16 protein-coding genes are annotated in these 15373 nt (G+C 56.7%); 7 read left to right on the plus strand and 9 right to left on the minus strand.

Annotated features, from left to right (window positions below):
* Positions 1-32: 32 nt before the first annotated feature.
* Entirely contained in the window at positions 33-443 is a 411-nt protein-coding gene (locus ACR0I1_RS13290; protein WP_170609480.1) for a VOC family protein, read from the plus strand.
* On the opposite strand, the gene ACR0I1_RS13295 is transcribed toward ACR0I1_RS13290, so the two are convergent.
* From ACR0I1_RS13295 to ACR0I1_RS13305, 3 genes are read right to left on the minus strand one after another with little or no spacing between them, the layout of a single operon-like run.
* Positions 444-3485, minus strand: coding sequence for an efflux RND transporter permease subunit (locus ACR0I1_RS13295; protein ID WP_480706861.1), 3042 nt, complete (start codon positions 3483-3485; stop codon positions 444-446).
* Between the two features lie 10 nt (positions 3486-3495).
* The gene (locus tag ACR0I1_RS13300) at positions 3496-4533 is read right to left on the minus strand and encodes an efflux RND transporter periplasmic adaptor subunit (protein ID WP_480706863.1); all 1038 of its coding nucleotides are present in this window, start codon (positions 4531-4533) and stop codon (positions 3496-3498) included.
* Positions 4530-4997: a MarR family winged helix-turn-helix transcriptional regulator gene (locus ACR0I1_RS13305; protein ID WP_170420601.1), complete on the minus strand. Its 468-nt coding sequence runs from the start codon at positions 4995-4997 to the stop codon at positions 4530-4532. The genes ACR0I1_RS13300 and ACR0I1_RS13305 overlap by 4 nt, the downstream gene beginning before the upstream one ends.
* A gap of 154 nt (positions 4998-5151) precedes the next feature.
* Here ACR0I1_RS13305 and ACR0I1_RS13310 point away from each other — a divergent pair, with 154 nt between their 5' ends.
* Entirely contained in the window at positions 5152-6276 is a 1125-nt protein-coding gene (locus ACR0I1_RS13310) for a beta-ketoacyl-ACP synthase III (protein ID WP_170594595.1), read from the plus strand.
* Between the two features lie 157 nt (positions 6277-6433).
* Complete coding sequence (locus tag ACR0I1_RS13315) at positions 6434-7168, plus strand: hypothetical protein (protein WP_480706865.1); 735 nt, start codon at positions 6434-6436, stop codon at positions 7166-7168.
* Between the two features lie 93 nt (positions 7169-7261).
* Here ACR0I1_RS13315 and ACR0I1_RS13320 read toward each other — a convergent pair whose 3' ends face one another.
* Positions 7262-7723 carry a hypothetical protein gene (locus tag ACR0I1_RS13320; protein ID WP_170392365.1) on the minus strand — a complete coding sequence of 154 codons (462 nt, stop codon included), beginning with the start codon at positions 7721-7723 and terminating at the stop codon, positions 7262-7264.
* 355 nt (positions 7724-8078) lie between these two features.
* Here ACR0I1_RS13320 and ACR0I1_RS13325 point away from each other — a divergent pair, with 355 nt between their 5' ends.
* Positions 8079-8657: a thymidine kinase gene (locus ACR0I1_RS13325; RefSeq protein WP_480706867.1), complete on the plus strand. Its 579-nt coding sequence runs from the start codon at positions 8079-8081 to the stop codon at positions 8655-8657.
* Here ACR0I1_RS13325 and ACR0I1_RS13330 read toward each other — a convergent pair.
* The 5 genes from ACR0I1_RS13330 to ACR0I1_RS13350 form a co-directional block, all read right to left on the minus strand.
* Positions 8654-9604, minus strand: a complete 951-nt coding sequence (locus tag ACR0I1_RS13330; RefSeq protein WP_480706869.1) for a 2-hydroxyacid dehydrogenase — start codon at positions 9602-9604, stop codon at positions 8654-8656. The two genes, ACR0I1_RS13325 and ACR0I1_RS13330, sit on opposite strands and share 4 nt — an antisense overlap.
* Complete coding sequence (locus ACR0I1_RS13335) at positions 9604-9942, minus strand: tRNA-binding protein (protein ID WP_170392371.1); 339 nt, start codon at positions 9940-9942, stop codon at positions 9604-9606. The genes ACR0I1_RS13330 and ACR0I1_RS13335 overlap by 1 nt, the downstream gene beginning before the upstream one ends.
* Positions 9935-10750: a pyrroline-5-carboxylate reductase gene (gene proC / locus ACR0I1_RS13340; protein WP_480706871.1), complete on the minus strand. Its 816-nt coding sequence runs from the start codon at positions 10748-10750 to the stop codon at positions 9935-9937. Before proC ends, ACR0I1_RS13335 begins: the two co-directional genes overlap by 8 nt.
* A 33-nt stretch (positions 10751-10783) precedes the next feature.
* Complete coding sequence (locus ACR0I1_RS13345) at positions 10784-11284, minus strand: type III secretion system chaperone family protein (protein WP_010441802.1); 501 nt, start codon at positions 11282-11284, stop codon at positions 10784-10786.
* A gap of 314 nt (positions 11285-11598) precedes the next feature.
* Positions 11599-11847 carry an accessory factor UbiK family protein gene (locus ACR0I1_RS13350; protein WP_170512483.1) on the minus strand — a complete coding sequence of 83 codons (249 nt, stop codon included), beginning with the start codon at positions 11845-11847 and terminating at the stop codon, positions 11599-11601.
* 97 nt (positions 11848-11944) lie between these two features.
* Between ACR0I1_RS13350 and lgt the strand changes: the two genes are divergently transcribed.
* Genes lgt through pgeF form a run of 3 tightly spaced genes read left to right on the plus strand, consistent with a single transcriptional unit; the run spans position 11945 to position 14651 of the window.
* Positions 11945-12832 carry a prolipoprotein diacylglyceryl transferase gene (lgt, locus tag ACR0I1_RS13355; protein WP_170401806.1) on the plus strand — a complete coding sequence of 296 codons (888 nt, stop codon included), beginning with the start codon at positions 11945-11947 and terminating at the stop codon, positions 12830-12832.
* Positions 12829-13896 carry a class I SAM-dependent methyltransferase gene (locus tag ACR0I1_RS13360; RefSeq protein ID WP_480706873.1) on the plus strand — a complete coding sequence of 356 codons (1068 nt, stop codon included), beginning with the start codon at positions 12829-12831 and terminating at the stop codon, positions 13894-13896. Before lgt ends, ACR0I1_RS13360 begins: the two co-directional genes overlap by 4 nt.
* Positions 13893-14651: a peptidoglycan editing factor PgeF gene (gene pgeF / locus ACR0I1_RS13365; RefSeq protein ID WP_480614963.1), complete on the plus strand. Its 759-nt coding sequence runs from the start codon at positions 13893-13895 to the stop codon at positions 14649-14651. The genes ACR0I1_RS13360 and pgeF overlap by 4 nt, the downstream gene beginning before the upstream one ends.
* Positions 14652-15373: the final 722 nt, after the last annotated feature.

The following is a 15373-nucleotide window of genomic DNA, read 5'->3' on the forward strand; positions in this document are numbered from 1 at the left end:
TCGCCCACATGATGGGCGGGGAAGGAGTGCTCATGGACCTCTACACCACATACGGAAGCAACGACCTGCCTCGTGCCATCCGCTTTTATGATGCGATCTTCGCGGTTCTTGGCCAGCCGCGCCTGCCCGGTTGGATTGATGGCTGGGCCGGATGGGGTTCCGACCCCGACAGCGGCACCGGGTTTTGGATCTGCAAACCTTTTGACGGAGCCCCCGCCAGTACCGGCAATGGCACGATGATCGCCTTTCCCGCCAGAAGTGCCGATCAGGTCCGGCGTTTCCATGCCACGGGTTTGAAAAACGGCGGTGCAGATGAAGGCAAACCTGGTGTCCGCCCCCATTACGAGCCCGGATTCTATGTGGCCTATCTGCGCGACCCCGATGGCAACAAGCTATCCTGTTTTTATTACCATTTTGATCCAAAGGAGGATTCGGGCGGATGATCAACCAGCAGCCAGACGTCGCTTTTCTTCACGGTTGAAAAACAACATGTAGAAGACAGGTGCGGCAACCATGGTCAGGATCGTGGCAAAGGCCAGACCGCCCATGATTGTGACTGCCATGGACACAAAGAACGCATCCGTCAGAAGCGGTGCCATCCCCAGAATCGTCGTGATCGCCGCCAACATTACCGGGCGCAGACGCGAGACAGAGGCCTCAACAATCGCAGGACGCAGGGCTTTACCAGTAGCGCGGACCAGATCGATTTCTTCGACCAGTACGATGCCGTTCTTGATCAGCATGCCTGAGAGACTTAACAGCCCCAATAGCGCTGTGAAGGTGAAGGGCAGACCTGTTCCAAGCAGACCGATAACCACGCCATTTACGGACATCGGGACCAATAGCCAGATAATGACCGGTTGCCGGATTGCATTGAACAGCAATACGGAAATCAACACCATAATCAGCAAGCTCAGCGGCAACTGCCGCCCAAGGCTGGCCTGAGCGTCGCCTGAATCCTCGAACTCGCCCCCCCATTCCATACGATAGCCGATCGGCAGTTCCATCGCTTCAATGGCACTGCGTACTTCGGAGTGGACCTGCGCGGCGGTCATGTCAGGGGGGATGTCCGCGCCAACAGTGATGGTCAACACCCGGTCACGGCGATGAACCAGCGTATTGAGCGCCTTGTAGTCGAAGCCGTCCACCATCTGCTCGATTGGAACGAAACGTTCCGACTGATCGGAGTAAACTACCTGATCGACGATCGAATAGTCTCCATCCGCCGGGCGGCGCAAGATGATCGGTATCTGGCGGTCGCGCTCGCGCAAAACGCCGCCCGTGATGCCATCGGTCGAAAACTGCAACGTAGCCGCAATGTCTTCGCGCGATACGCCTGCTGTTTGGGCGCGCTCGGTGGCATAGATCGGCTGCACGGCCAATTCCTGCTCACGCCAGTCGTGATGCACATGCAGCGCATTCGGAGATGCGGCTGACATGCGCTGTACCGCTTCTTCGGCCAGTTGACGCAGAACAACCGGATCACTACCCGAGAACCGAGCCTGGATTGGATCGCCGCCACCGGGACCAAAAATCAAGCGTTTGGTGCGGAATTCGCCTTCGGGGAACTGGGCCGAACCGAACTCCTCAAGATCGGCTTGCAAGGCAGGAATATCGTCCAAAGCCTCGGTGCGGATGATCATATGTCCATAGCTTGGGTTTGGCTTCTCGGCAGCGTAGGTCAACATGAACCGCGTGGCACCCTGCCCGACGAATGTGGCAACCGAGACGACGTCATCACGTTCGGCCAGCCAGTCCTCGAATACGGCCATATCTTCCGCCGTGCGGGCGATCGGCGTGCCTTGTGGCAGCTTGTAGTGCACGAAGAACAACGGCGTGTTCGAGTTTGGGAAGAATTGCTGTTTCATCAGTCCAAAGCCCGCAAAACAGACGACTGTGACCCCGATCAACCCGGCCACTACCAGCCATCGGAACCGAAGCGCCCAGTTCAAGATTGCACCGTAGACGCGGAACAGGATGCCGCCATAGGCATCCACCTCACCCACTTTGCCCTGCTTGAAGAAATAGTGCCCAAGCAAAGGTGTCACCGTGATGGCCAGAACCCAGCTCAGCAGTAGTGAAATGCCGATCACGGCAAATAACGAGAACAGGAATTCCCCGGTCGCGTCAGGACTGAGCCCGATCCCGGCGAAAGCCATGATCCCGATCACCGTCGCGCCCAGAAGTGGGATCTGCGTTTTTGACGCAACCTCTTCCGCAGCATCGCGCGAGGATTTTCCCCGCAACATCGAAATCTGCATTCCTTCGGCCACCACGATGGCGTTGTCGACCAGCATCCCCATGGCGATGATCAGAGCGCCCAGCGAGATCCGTTCCATCTCGATCGAGAACATCGACATGAAGAGCAAAGTACCCACAACGGTCAGCAACAGTGTGGAACCCACGACGATGGCCGCGCGCCAGCCCATGAAAATGCCCAGAACCGCGACCACGATGCTGACTGACATGGCGAGGTTCAGCAGGAAGGCGTTCGAGGCCTCATCGACAACAACATGCTGCTGATAGATGGGCAGGATTTCGACACCAAAGGGGATTTCGGAATCCAGTTCGGCCAGTTTGGCATCTGCACGCTGCCCGACTTCGACGATGTTTTCAGTGGCAAGCCCAGCGATGCCCAGCGTGAAAGCTTCAGCGCCGTTGAATCGGATCATGATATCGGGATCATTCTGCCGCCCGCGATAGACATCAGACATATCAAACAGATTGATCACCTGCCCCTGCGATCCAACTGACAGGCCGGCGATCGCCGATACGCTGTCCGAGCCCTCGGCCGTCAAGATCGTGGTGCGGTCACTACTGGATCGCAGCGAACCCGAGGCGTTGACCGAGTCCGCGTTTGCGATAGCTTCGTTGATCGCCTGCAGCGGGACGTTCTGATTGACCGAGATCGACAGGTCCGGCTCAATAAAGATCGCCTCATCCGGCAAGCCCTGAACCTCGACATCTGCAACACCGCTTACCGTCAGCAATTCGCGGCGAAGGAAGGTCGCCAGTTCGTGCTTCTCGGCGTCAGAAAACCCGTCTGCCGTAACGGCATAGAACAGGCCAAACACATCCCCGAACCCGTCATTCACATAAGGCGCACCCACGCCCGAAGGCAGACCGCGTGCTGCATCGCGCACCTTGGCGCGCAGACGGGTCCAGATGTCGGGCAACTCACTGCCGTCATAGGTGGATTTAATCTCAACCTCGATCAGCGACTGTCCCGGCTGGTTGACCGAGGTGATGACATCCACCTCGCCCATCTGCTGAATGGCAGATTCCAACGGTTCTGACACCTCCAGCGCCACCTGTTCGGCAGTGGCACCGGGATATTGCGTGGCGATCACCGCCTGTTTGATGGTGAAGGCCGGGTCTTCAAGGCGACCTAGCGACGTGAAACCCCAAATGCCGCCGAACAGGGCGATCAGGATGAACAGCCACGTATAGAGAGGCCGGTCGATCGAAGCGCGTGCGATGCTCATGAAACCGCCCTCAGTTCGAGAAGCCGACAAAGCGGCGGACAGTTTGACCATCGGACAATGCACCCCCACCGGCGACGACGATTTCGTCTCCATCCATCAGGCCGGTGAGCACGCGGACATCGCCGCTCTGCGTAGGTTCAACAGTTACGGGAACCCGGCGGACGGTGCCTTCGTCGGCGCCAGCCGGCGAGAAGACCAGAACGCCCAGCGCGCCGCTGGCATCAGCAACTACAGCCGTTGGCGGGATGATGATACCGGTGCGTTCATCCTGCACCTGCACCGTGACGGTCACGGAGGAACCGGGAAGAATCTGCAATCCCTCGGGCGGTGTCAAACCGAACTGGATGCGAAAGGTCTGGCCCACGCTTGATGATTCAGCATCGAATTCCCTTATTTCCAGCGGAAAGATCTCATCGCTGACAGGGAACTTGGCAGTAATCGTGATGTCGTCCTGCTGTCCGGACCGCTGAAATAGGATTTCGGGCACATCCACCTCAATACGCAGTTCAGACATATCGTGAATCCGCACGATCGGAGTACCCGCAGAAACAGTTGTAAACGCCTCAACTGCACGGCTTGAAACCAGCGCGTCGAACGGAGCGGTCAGCGTCGCATGTTCCAACTCATATTCTGCATCTCGAACCGCAATCGCAGCCAGTTGCGCAGCTGTTTCGGCATCATCGACGGCAACCTGGCTGGCTGCGGTTCCACGCAGACGCGACAGGCGGGCGAGTGTTCGATCCGCCTGATCTTTTTGCAAGCGCGTCCGGTCGCGCTGCAGTTCGAACGGTTCCTGATCGAGGCGGGCAATCAACTCACCCTTTGGGATTACAAAGCCTTCGGTCACAGGCATCTCAACGATCTGCCCTGCGACCTGAAACGCCAGATCAACGGTCTGACGAGCGGCGATCCGACCAAAGAATTGGCGCGAAAAGCCGGGAGAGGTTTCGCTTACCTGCATCAGTTTCACAGGCTTGGCAGGCTCTTGCGCCACGGCAGGCGCAGTCAACAAGGACAGTGCGAGGCAAACAGAGGTCAGAAGTTTCATTTCGTCAATCCCTCGGGAATTCCGGTTTTCAGAATGTTGTCACGGATTTTGTGAGCCAGCCGTGCGAACTCGGCGGTTTCTTCGGTGTTCAGACCCGATGCGCTGTGGAAAAGCTCACCCGCCACGGCCACCAGCATATTGCGGGCCTCTTCGCCCTGTTCGGTCAGCACCAAAAGCCAGGCGCGACGGTCTTCAGGATCACGCTGTCGGGTCAGGTGCCCCGCCAGTTCAAGTGCATCGGCGGTCGCCGTAATCGTTGACGGCACTGTCAACATATCTGCGGCCAGCACTCCCATACGTTTGGGCACATCGAGCTTGATTAGCATGTGGCATTCCTGATGGCTCAGGTCTGTTTCGATGCTGTCAAAGCTCTCTTCCAGTTTCCAATAAAGCGCGTAGACCCCCATCATCGCCTGAATCTCAGGGCTGAGGCGTCCTAACCGCATGCTGATATCGTCTGACATGATTCTTTTCCGTGCGAGTCGCGGCGAAATATACTTCGAATTTTGAACTATTCAAGTTATGAAGCGAGGGGCGATGCATTCCCTTGGGTCAACACATCTTGATCAATACGAATAGGGACTGCATTTTGTGCAGATCATGAACTCAGGGCCAGCCATGTACACTCCTGCCATCACCGGGACCGGTGTCTATACACCAGAAAACATCATAACCAACGCCGAACTGGTGGAAGCGTTCAATGCCTATGCCGACCGGATGAACGTCGAAAACGCGGATGCGATTGCAGCGGGCGACATGGAACCGATGCAGCATTCCTCGGAAGAGTTCATCCTGAAGGCATCAGGGATCGAAAACCGGTATGTGATGGACAAGACCGGTGTTTTGAACCCCGAGATCATGCATCCCGCGCTGCGCCAGCGTAGCGACGACGAGCCTGGGATCATGACCGAGATGGCGGTGGATGCGTGCCTTAAGGCGCTAGCACAAGCGGGGCGCAGCGCCGAGGATGTCGATTTGGTGATCTGCGCCGCTTCGAACCATGAACGTGCCTATCCTGCAATTGCCATCGAGATTCAGCAGGCATTGGGGATCAGCGGATTCGGGTTTGACATGAACGTGGCCTGTTCCTCGGCCACATTCGGCATTCAGGCGGCGGCGGATATGGTGCGCTCGGGCTCGGTCCGAGCGGCGCTGGTCGTCAACCCCGAGATCTGCTCGGGTCATCTTGAGTGGCGCGACCGGGATTGCCATTTCATATTTGGCGATGTCGCGACCGCTACTCTGATCGAGCGGATCGAAGACGCCCAAGGCCCACATTTCGAGATAGTATCGACCCGGTGCGCAACTGCGTTTTCCAACAATATCCGCAACAACAACGGCTTCCTCCGCCGTTCGCGCCCCGATGGTCTGGTGGATCGCCGCGACATGCAGTTCATGCAGAATGGTCGCAAGGTGTTCAAAGAGGTCCTGCCCATGGTCAGCAAACATATCAGCGACCACATGGAGGCAGAGGGCATCAGTAGTGATGATCTAAAACGCCTCTGGCTGCATCAGGCCAACAAGACGATGAACGACTTCATCGGTAAGAAGGTTCTGGGGCGTGAGCCAGAACCGGGTGAGCAACCCAACATTCTGCAAGACTACGCCAATACCTCATCCGCCGGGTCGATTATCGCCTTCTCAAAGCATTCCGATGATCTGGATGCGGGCGATGTGGGCCTGATTTGCTCGTTCGGGGCCGGGTATTCGGTGGGTTCTGTGATCGTCAAACGGTATCAATAAGCGCGCGCCTTATCTGCGCTGCTGGAATCGCTGCAAGACCAAACCGCTTTCTCAAGAATTATTCAGACGGGCTCAACCGCTCCTTCATCTCTGACCGACACATCGAAACCCGGATGCCCTGTGCATCCGAGTGATGTAGTTATGGGAGCCCGCTGTTATGGGAAATAATACTCGCGTTGGACTGGCCGCCTTGGTCGCCGCACCTTTCATTGGGGTCATGGCGACCGGCGCGGCAATCGCAGAACCGCAAACCTGTACAGTCAACACCGCGCGTGTTGCCGCCAATGAAGGCGATTTTGACACGCTCTGCAGCTGTTCGCAGGTAACGCGAGGGTTTGTATCACATCTGCAAAATCGTTCTGATTTTGCTTCGATCCTGCAGAACACTTCGGCGCAATGCCCCGGTCTGACTCAGTTGTTGAGCGATCTGCCCACTGCGTCGATTTCCAACACCAATGCCGGTGAAGAGCGCAGCAGAGATCCATCCTCCAATTCCGTTGGCTCGAGTGAAAACGGAAGCTCGGGCAACGGCGGCGGTAGCTCAGGCAACAGCGACGGGAGTTCCGGCGGCAACGGTGATCCGGGTGATGGTGGAAGCAGTCCTGGCGATGGCGGCGGTAAGGGCGGTGGCAAAGGTGGCCACGGCGGAGGTGACAAACCCGGCAAAGGCGGCGGCAAAGGCGGTCACGGCGGTGGTGAAAAGCCCGGCAAAGGCGGTGGTAAAGGCGGTCACGGCGGTGGTGACAAGCCCGGCAAAGGCGGTGGTAAAGGTGGCCACGACGGTGGTGACAAGCCAGGCAAAGGCGGTGCCAAAGGCAATAACGGTGGCGGCAACGGACCAGAGGGGGCAAGCCCCGGGCGCGGCAAGAACGCCAACAATGATGAACGCTGAATATTAATCTGCCCGGCAGACAAACAAAAAGGCGGCACATGGGCCGCCTTTATTTTGCGCATTCACAACAATTCAGTACAGGGACATGACACCTTAACTGACGCTTTCCTCTTCCAGATGCAGCTTCATTTCGATCAGAACCTGTTGCAGCATACTGGTTTCTTTCAGCAGCCGCTTCGCCTCGTTCACCGTGATGATGCCATCTTCTATCGCCGACTGGTATTCCGTCATCAGCATGGCAAAACGTTGGCTCAGCGCAATGACATCGGAATTTACCCCGCCCGTACGTGGGCTGTCCGAGTTTCGTCCATCGTAAGAAAGCGTGATATTCTTCAAATCCGCCAATGCCGCAGTCACGTGCGGATAGGCAGCCGCGTTTTCCAACCGGGCAACAGCATCCACCGGCATGAACCGGTCAGAATGTTCTGCGTTGTCTGAATAGTACCTGCCAAGCGTGGCTTTGGATTTCCCGGTGATCTCGCACGCTGCTTCGATTCCGACATCCTTAACCAATGCTTCGGTATGCTTTTTCAGATAGGCCCCGATATCTGCCATTTTGCTACCCTTGTTACCTGCGCCCTGCCCCCTCTGCCTGTCCATGCTGGGGGAAAGGGTAGGGAAATTTCCCATATTCGATTCATAATTGAAATGGCAATAATTGACTATCCCTCAGATATGCAGGGATTTTGTGAGTGAGTGGCGGCTGTTCGAGCCGGTAAAGAGTGTATGCGGGGCAGGATTTTAGCCTTGCATTGTATAGGCCACTTGTAGGCCGAAGACGCCGCTGTCGCGAAGGCGAGGTAATCCATCCCCAAGAGCATTTGCTCAACCTCAGCTGTAGCGATGGTGGCGTCGATTTACCCCCATGAGACGTCTTGCCCAGGCAGCACATGCGAATTAGACCCACGGCATGGCAAAGCTCTATTTCAACTATTCGACTATGAACGCGGGCAAATCGACCGTGTTGCTACAGGCCTCGCATAACTATCGCGAACGCGGCATGGATACCTACCTGATGACAGCCGCCATTGACGGACGCGCCGGTGAGGGGCGGATCGCATCAAGAATCGGAATCTCGGAACGAGCGGACAGGTTTCGTCCCGACGACAATGTGTTTGCCATGATCGAAAACCGCCTGACACAAGGAGGCATCGCCTGCGTATTCATTGATGAAGCCCAGTTTCTTTCGGAAGAGCAGGTCTGGCAACTTGCGCGCGCCGTAGATGATCTGAAGGTCCCAGTGTTGACCTACGGGTTGCGGGTGGATTTTCAGGGTAAACTATTCCCCGGGTCGGCAGCATTGTTGGCTCTGGCCGATGAGATGCGCGAAGTACGCACCATCTGCGAATGCGGGCGCAAGGCGACGATGGTGATTCGTCAGGATGAAAACGGAAACGCCATCACTGAAGGTGCGCAGGTCCAGATTGGCGGGAACGAGACTTATGTCTCGCTCTGCCGCAAACACTGGCGCGAGGCGGTGGGTTCCTAAACCGGGTTGGGCAGCGCTCGCCCGGCCACGAACGCCGCGACGTTGTCCAATGCCATTTGACCCATATCGGTGCGCACCTCTTCGGTCGCGGTGCCGAGGTGGGGCAGCAGAGTCACATTTTCCATGTCACACAGGGCCTGCGGCACCTTGGGCTCCAACTCGTAGACATCCAGCCCAGCGCCAGCAATCCGACCCGCATGAAGCGCTTGGATTAAGGCGGCTTCGTCCACAACTTCACCGCGCGCAATGTTTATCACAATGCCAGAGGGCTTCATCGAAGCCAAAATCTGCGCGTTGACCAAGTGTCGTGTTTTAACTCCTCCGGGGACGGCTATGACAAGAAAATCCACTGCCGCAGCCAATGCATTGAGTTCAGGGATGTACTCTGCTTGGAAGTCCAGCTGTTTTGGACTGCGTGATTGATAGGCGACGGCCATTTCAAATCCGAAATGACACCTCCGAGCAATAGCCTGTCCTATGCGGCCCATTCCAACGATGCCCACCTTTTTGCCGGTCACGTGGTGGCCCAGCATCTGTGTCGGATGCCACCCCTGCCACTGGCCTGACCTGACCAACCGTTCTCCCTCGCCTGCACGGCGGGCCGTCGTCAGCAACAGAGTCATGGCAATATCGGCGGTGGCATCGGTGACGGCACCCGGCGTGTTGGTAACCGCGACTCCGGCAGCATGTGCGGCATCCACGTCGATATGATTGTAACCAACTCCGAAATTTGCCAGCAGTTTACAGCGAGGCTCTGGCACCTGAGCAAAGATCTCTGCCACGAACTGATCGCCCAACGTTGGGACCACGACGTCAAATTCAGTCAGCGCCCGCAACATTTCTTCATGCGTCAGAGGCGTGGTTTCACTGCGGATTTCCACATCGAATTCGGCACGGGCGCGCACTTGCACATCCGAAGTCATCGGTCGGGCAATCAGCAGTTTCATCAATGCATCCTTCCACCGATGGGCACAGCGCCATCGGGGCCTATCAACACGATCTCACCGTTTTCGTCGGGAAGACCCAACACCAAAACCTCGGACATGAATTTACCGATTTGGCGCGGGGGAAAGTTGACCACGGCCATCACCTGCTTGCCCACCAGCGTCGCCGGATCGTAGTGCGCGGTGATCTGGGCTGAAGTTTTGCGCTCACCGATCTCATCGCCAAAATCGACCCACAGCTTGATCGCGGGCTTGCGGGCCTCCGGGTACGGCTCGGCGCGTATCACCTCACCTACACGAATGTCGACTTTGAGAAATTCGTCGAATGAAATCTCACTCACGAGACAACTCCTTAGATCGGTCGGTTGCAGCTTTGACGGCACGATGTAGCAGGTCTGGGAAACCCTCTTCTTCATGCATCAACACCTCCAGTGCGGCCTGAGTGGTGCCGTTGGGAGAGGTGACGTTAACTCGCAATTGCGAGGGGTGTTCGTCAGCGGCCATCGCCAACGCTCCTGCCCCGGCGACGGTTGATTTGGCCAACTTCAACGCCAGTTCCGGTGGCAGACCATGCGCTTCGCCAGCTTGCGCCAGTGTTTCGATCAGGTGGAATACATAGGCCGGGCCCGAACCGCTGACCCCGGTGACGGCATCCATCTGCGTCTCATCATCCAATCGAACCGTCTCACCAATGGCCGAAAGCAGGTCTTCAGCCAGTAGGATATCCGCGTCCGAGGTGTTGGCATTCCCAATCAGCGCAGTGATCCCCTGCCGAACCGCCGCAGGCGTATTTGGCATCGCACGGATGATCGGCGTATCTGCCCCAATGACGTTCTCGAAAGTGGCCAGCGATGTACCCGCTGCGACCGATATGAAAAGACTGTCACCATTACCCAGCGCTTGAATGGCTGGCAGGGCTTCGCCCATCATCTGTGGTTTGACCGCTACGAGTACAACTGCGGGTGCCTCGGGGAGAGGAGTGTTGATGTTGACGCCCTGCGCCTTCAGCCAATCCGAGGGAAATGGATCGATCACCCAGACCGATGCGGCAGGAAGGCCATGTTCCAACCAGCCTGCAAGCATCGCTGAGCCCATCTTGCCGCATCCCAGAAGCACAAGCCCCTGTTCCGCAACTCGCGAGATATCCATGATTGCCCCTCCCCTATGGTTCGGGGCAAAGCTTTACGCGCGGCCGTAGGCCTCTGCAATGGCGACTTGCATCGCCTCTTCGGGGTCTCGGTTTCCCCAGGTCACCAGTTGGATCGCGGGGTAATAGCGCTCGGCGCTCAGTACCGCTGCGGTGATCATGGTATCGATCTGTTCCGGGCTGGCCGTCTGACCACCGGCCAGCACCAAGCCATAGCGATAGACCATCAATTTCTGATTGGCCCAGTAGGTAAACGCCCCGGCCCAACACTGATCATTCATCTTGTTCAGTAGCTCATAAAGCTCGGTTTCGCGCTCGGCCGGAGGCTCCATCTCAAAGGAACACACCATGCGGAGCGTTTCATCGTAATTCGACCAGGCCAAAGTTATCGAATATGTGCGCCACTGTCCTTCGACAGCCATGGCAATCTGATCATCCCCGATCCGGTCAAAATCCCAGTCGTGATGTTCTGCAAGATGTTCAACAATGTCGATCGGATGAAGGTCTTCTTCGAGATACTGCTCGGAAAGGGCCATAATGCCACCTCACTAATCTCTAGCATTTTGGGGCTGGCAGCGCCCCAGCGCTAGTTGCCTGCTCTACAAGCCGGGCTTCCCCAGTCTGCCTGTACTAAATATGGTGCGATGTGAGCACTGCTCTGGCAACCCTATTTATTGGGGATAACAGCAATAAGTTGTGGACAGTTGGCAACGCCGATCAAAATATTGGCGTTGGATGCAGCTTTGTCTTGATAAATTTCTGCAGAGCGGCAAAATGCACAACACCGCACAATCCAAGTTCGGATTGCGCGGCGGATGCTTTTACCCAAAATCTTAAATTCCTGCGGACGTTACTTGTCCAGCTTCGCCTCGAGCGCGGCAATTCGCTGTTCAAGTGCACCGTTCTCTTCGCGCGCTTTCTGCGCCATGGCACGCACAGCATCAAATTCTTCACGGGTTACGAAATCCCGGTCGGCCAGCCAGCGGTCCATCATGGATTTCATCGCATTCTCGGCCTCTTCTCGTGCCCCCTGCGCCACACCCATGGCATTGGTCATCAGTTGAGACATATCGTCCAGAATCTTGTTACGGGTTTGCATGGGCTTTCTCCGATTTCGCGATTGCTCTCTATATGGGTAAAGATTGGCCCGGGCTCAAGGTTGACTTGCCACGCAAACCCCGGGCAATGAGACGCACATGCAGGCTGTTTTGAATTTCCCCGATCTGTCACCCGAAATTTTCTCGATCTCTCTGTTCGGGATGGAGTTTGCGCTCAGGTGGTATGCGCTGGCCTATATCGTCGGCATCCTGATTGCTTGGCGCATGGCGCTGATGGCGCTTAGGCGGCCTGTGCTTTGGGCTGATGACACACCACCGATGCAACCCGATCAGCTTGAGGATTTGGTCACCTGGATCATACTGGGTGTAATTCTTGGTGGTCGATTGGGGTTCGTCCTTTTCTATCAACCCGCATATTATTTTGCGTATCCACTGGAAATTCTGATGGTTTGGCAGGGTGGCATGGCCTTCCATGGCGGCCTGTTGGGCGTGGTGATCGCCACGTATCTGTTCGGCAGGCGCCACGCTACACCGATTCTTTCGCTGGGTGATCTGGTTGCCTACACAGTGCCGCCCGGGTTGTTGCTGGGACGATTGGCGAATTTCACTAATGCCGAGCTTTGGGGTCGACCCAGTGAATTGCCATGGGCGGTGATCTTTCCCGGAACCACGGCCCAAGATTGTCCCGGCGTTGTTGCAGGGATGTGCGCCCGCCACCCTTCGCAACTGTATGAGGCAGCACTCGAGGGTCTGGTCCTCGGGGCGATTCTGATATGGCTGGCCTACCGGCGCGGCGCGTTTCAAAAACCAGGTCTGGTTATGGGCGTATTTCTGGCTGGCTACGGCGCATCGCGGTTTTTTGTCGAATTCTTCCGTCAACCCGATGCGCAATTTGTATCGCCCGGGAATCCGCTAGGGTTGGCGTGGCATGTTGGCGGATATGGATTGACGATGGGGCAACTCTTGTCGCTACCAATGATTGCACTTGGCCTTTGGTTGGCATTTCGGGCACGACGCAGATCATGAACCTGAAGGATCGTCTGCTCCTGCGCATCCAGAATGATGGCCCTATGACCATCGCTGACTACATGACCGAGTGTCTGATGCATCCGGAACATGGATACTACACAACCCGCGATCCGCTGGGCGCTCAGGGCGATTTCATTACAGCGCCTGAAATCAGTCAGATGTTCGGAGAGCTAATAGGACTGTGTCTGGCGCAATGCTGGCTGGTACAAGGCAAACCCGAAAAGTTTGTTCTGGCCGAGCTTGGCCCTGGTCGTGGCACCCTGATGGCAGACATCCTGCGCGCCACTCAAAGTGTTCCTGGCTTTCACAAAGCGGCCGAGATCGCGTTACTCGAAGCTTCACCTGTTTTGCGCGACGTACAAGCCAAGGCACTGCAAGGGTATGAACTTCAGTGGATCGAGGCAATTTCTGATCTTGAAGACCTTCCTTTGTTTCTGGTGGCAAACGAGTTCTTTGATGCCCTGCCCATCCGCCAGTTCCTGCGCGAAGGCGAAGGTTGGCGCGAGAGGTTAGTTGGCAAAAATGGTGCATCGCTTGCGTTCGGTCTTGGTGCGCAATCGGCACAAGCTGCGCTCAGCGGACGTGTCGAGGATACGCAGGACGGAGATCTGGTAGAACTGTGCGCTGCTGCCAGTTCCATTATGTACTCTGTTGCCGGGCAGATCGCTCGTAACGGCGGAGCCGCGCTGATCATCGATTATGGTGACTGGCGCTCGCTTGGCGACACTTTGCAGGCGTTGCAAGCGCATGAACGTGTCGATCCCCTGGATCAGCCCGGTCAGGCGGATCTGACCACACATGTCGACTTTGAGGTCTTGGCGAAGGCGTCTCATGCTTCGGGCTGCGCATATACAAAACTGACCCCGCAGGGGGTGTTTCTTGAACGGCTCGGGATCACTGCGCGCGCGCAATCGCTTGCCGCCCCTCTCAGCGGGTCACAGCTTGAGGCGCTCGTCTCTGCACATCGACGGTTGACGCACCCCGACGAAATGGGAAACCTGTTCAAAGTACTGGGCCTTTATCCGCCAAACGCCACGCCGCCACCGGGACTGGAACCATGACACTGGAAATCATTACCTCAGACATGCTGTCCCCCGTACGACACGGGTTCTTCAGCCGCCGCGGTGGCGCATCTTCTGGTATCTTCGAAGGACTCAACTGCGGAACCGGGTCGACAGATTTGACTGAGGCCGTAGCTTTGAACCGTCGGCGCGTCGCCGACGCGATGGAAGTGGCACCTGAGGCGATGATCGGTGTGCATCAAGTGCATTCGCCGACCGTGATTGCAGTCGATGGTCCGATGACTGGTGACAAACCCAAAGCTGACGCGGTTGTCACATCAACGCCGGGTTTGGCGCTTACAATCTTAACCGCTGATTGTCAGCCAGTGCTGTTCGCGGATCCTGACGCAAATGTGATCGGGGCCGCACATGCCGGTTGGCGCGGCGCGTTGGATGGTGTGCTGGAATCAACACTGGACGCGATGGAAGCGCTGGGAGCCAGCCGGGATAACACAGTTGCCGTAATCGGCCCCACGATTTCACAACGCGCTTACGAGGTCGGCTCAGAGTTTCTGGACGACTTCCTTGCTGACACGCCAGAGAACGCGCGTTTTTTTGCAAATGGCAAAGGTGACCGGATGCATTTCGACCTGCCCGCCTTTGGCCTGCATCGTCTGCGCGAAGCTGGTATCGGCCAGGCCGAGTGGGTCCGTCACTGCACTTATTCCGACCCCGACAGGTTTTATTCATACCGGCGATCGACCCATGCCAAAGAGGCCGACTACGGCAGATTGATTTCCGCTATCAGGTTGTAAATCTGGCCCAGATTAAGGCAGCTTTGCCCAGTTTCTGCCACATTTCTTGTGTTTATCAGAGTCAGAATCGTCTCAAATTTTCGCCAATGCACAGACGGTTACCCCAAGTGGGGTCGTCATGGCATGGGCGGAAGCAACTAAGAGGTACCTGAAACCTTCAATTTGTCCTCAATTCAACCCGGATCAGCCTTATAGGCGCCGCAAATCAGCGTCACATTGGCTTCATAAACGGGAACAGGGCGACCGCCCTATCGAAGCAGGACAATGGATATGAAATCGAAATCACGCTTTCTCAGCGCCGTTTTTGCGGCTGTCAGGGATCAAGAACCAGAAATGCCCTGGAAGCGGGTTTCAAGTCACTCAGTCAGAGTTGCACGCCGTCTGGCGGCGCGACGCTGACACAGCAACCCCAAGAGACCAGCTGCCGGTCTCAGAGGGCAAACGCATACCGGATGAAGCTCCGGTCCGGTGTGTGGGGTCGCAATCAGGACTGCGACCAGGGTTCGGAGCGTGTGTGTGCAGGCAATTGCAGCCTGCGGTTTACGAGTTTGTCTGGGGGGTCAAGAACTTGACCAAAACACTGGTGTTTTCTGATGCGGCGCTGTGCATTCGCGGCGACCGGCCTGTGTTTACCCATCTGATTACAGACAAAGAACAAGGTCGTCCGGCGATATTGCACGGGGGTTCAAGCCGTCGGACGGAATTTAGAGGGGACGGAATAC

Source organism: Ruegeria sp. B11 (genome assembly GCF_056539785.1).

Coding starts and splice junctions, on each gene's coding strand:
- ACR0I1_RS13315 (WP_480706865.1), top strand. CDS start 6,434: ATGGGAAATAATACTCGCGTTGGACTGGCCGCCTTGGTCGCCGCACCT.
- ACR0I1_RS13330 (WP_480706869.1), bottom strand. CDS start 9,604: ATGAAACTGCTGATTGCCCGACCGATGACTTCGGATGTGCAAGTGCGC.
- ACR0I1_RS13345 (WP_010441802.1), bottom strand. CDS start 11,284: ATGGCCCTTTCCGAGCAGTATCTCGAAGAAGACCTTCATCCGATCGAC.
- ACR0I1_RS13325 (WP_480706867.1), top strand. CDS start 8,079: ATGGCAAAGCTCTATTTCAACTATTCGACTATGAACGCGGGCAAATCG.
- lgt (WP_170401806.1), top strand. CDS start 11,945: ATGCAGGCTGTTTTGAATTTCCCCGATCTGTCACCCGAAATTTTCTCG.
- ACR0I1_RS13320 (WP_170392365.1), bottom strand. CDS start 7,723: ATGGCAGATATCGGGGCCTATCTGAAAAAGCATACCGAAGCATTGGTT.
- ACR0I1_RS13310 (WP_170594595.1), top strand. CDS start 5,152: ATGTACACTCCTGCCATCACCGGGACCGGTGTCTATACACCAGAAAAC.
- ACR0I1_RS13305 (WP_170420601.1), bottom strand. CDS start 4,997: ATGTCAGACGATATCAGCATGCGGTTAGGACGCCTCAGCCCTGAGATT.
- proC (WP_480706871.1), bottom strand. CDS start 10,750: ATGGATATCTCGCGAGTTGCGGAACAGGGGCTTGTGCTTCTGGGATGC.
- ACR0I1_RS13295 (WP_480706861.1), bottom strand. CDS start 3,485: ATGAGCATCGCACGCGCTTCGATCGACCGGCCTCTCTATACGTGGCTG.
- ACR0I1_RS13300 (WP_480706863.1), bottom strand. CDS start 4,533: ATGAAACTTCTGACCTCTGTTTGCCTCGCACTGTCCTTGTTGACTGCG.
- pgeF (WP_480614963.1), top strand. CDS start 13,893: ATGACACTGGAAATCATTACCTCAGACATGCTGTCCCCCGTACGACAC.
- ACR0I1_RS13290 (WP_170609480.1), top strand. CDS start 33: ATGGACCTCTACACCACATACGGAAGCAACGACCTGCCTCGTGCCATC.
- ACR0I1_RS13360 (WP_480706873.1), top strand. CDS start 12,829: ATGAACCTGAAGGATCGTCTGCTCCTGCGCATCCAGAATGATGGCCCT.
- ACR0I1_RS13350 (WP_170512483.1), bottom strand. CDS start 11,847: ATGCAAACCCGTAACAAGATTCTGGACGATATGTCTCAACTGATGACC.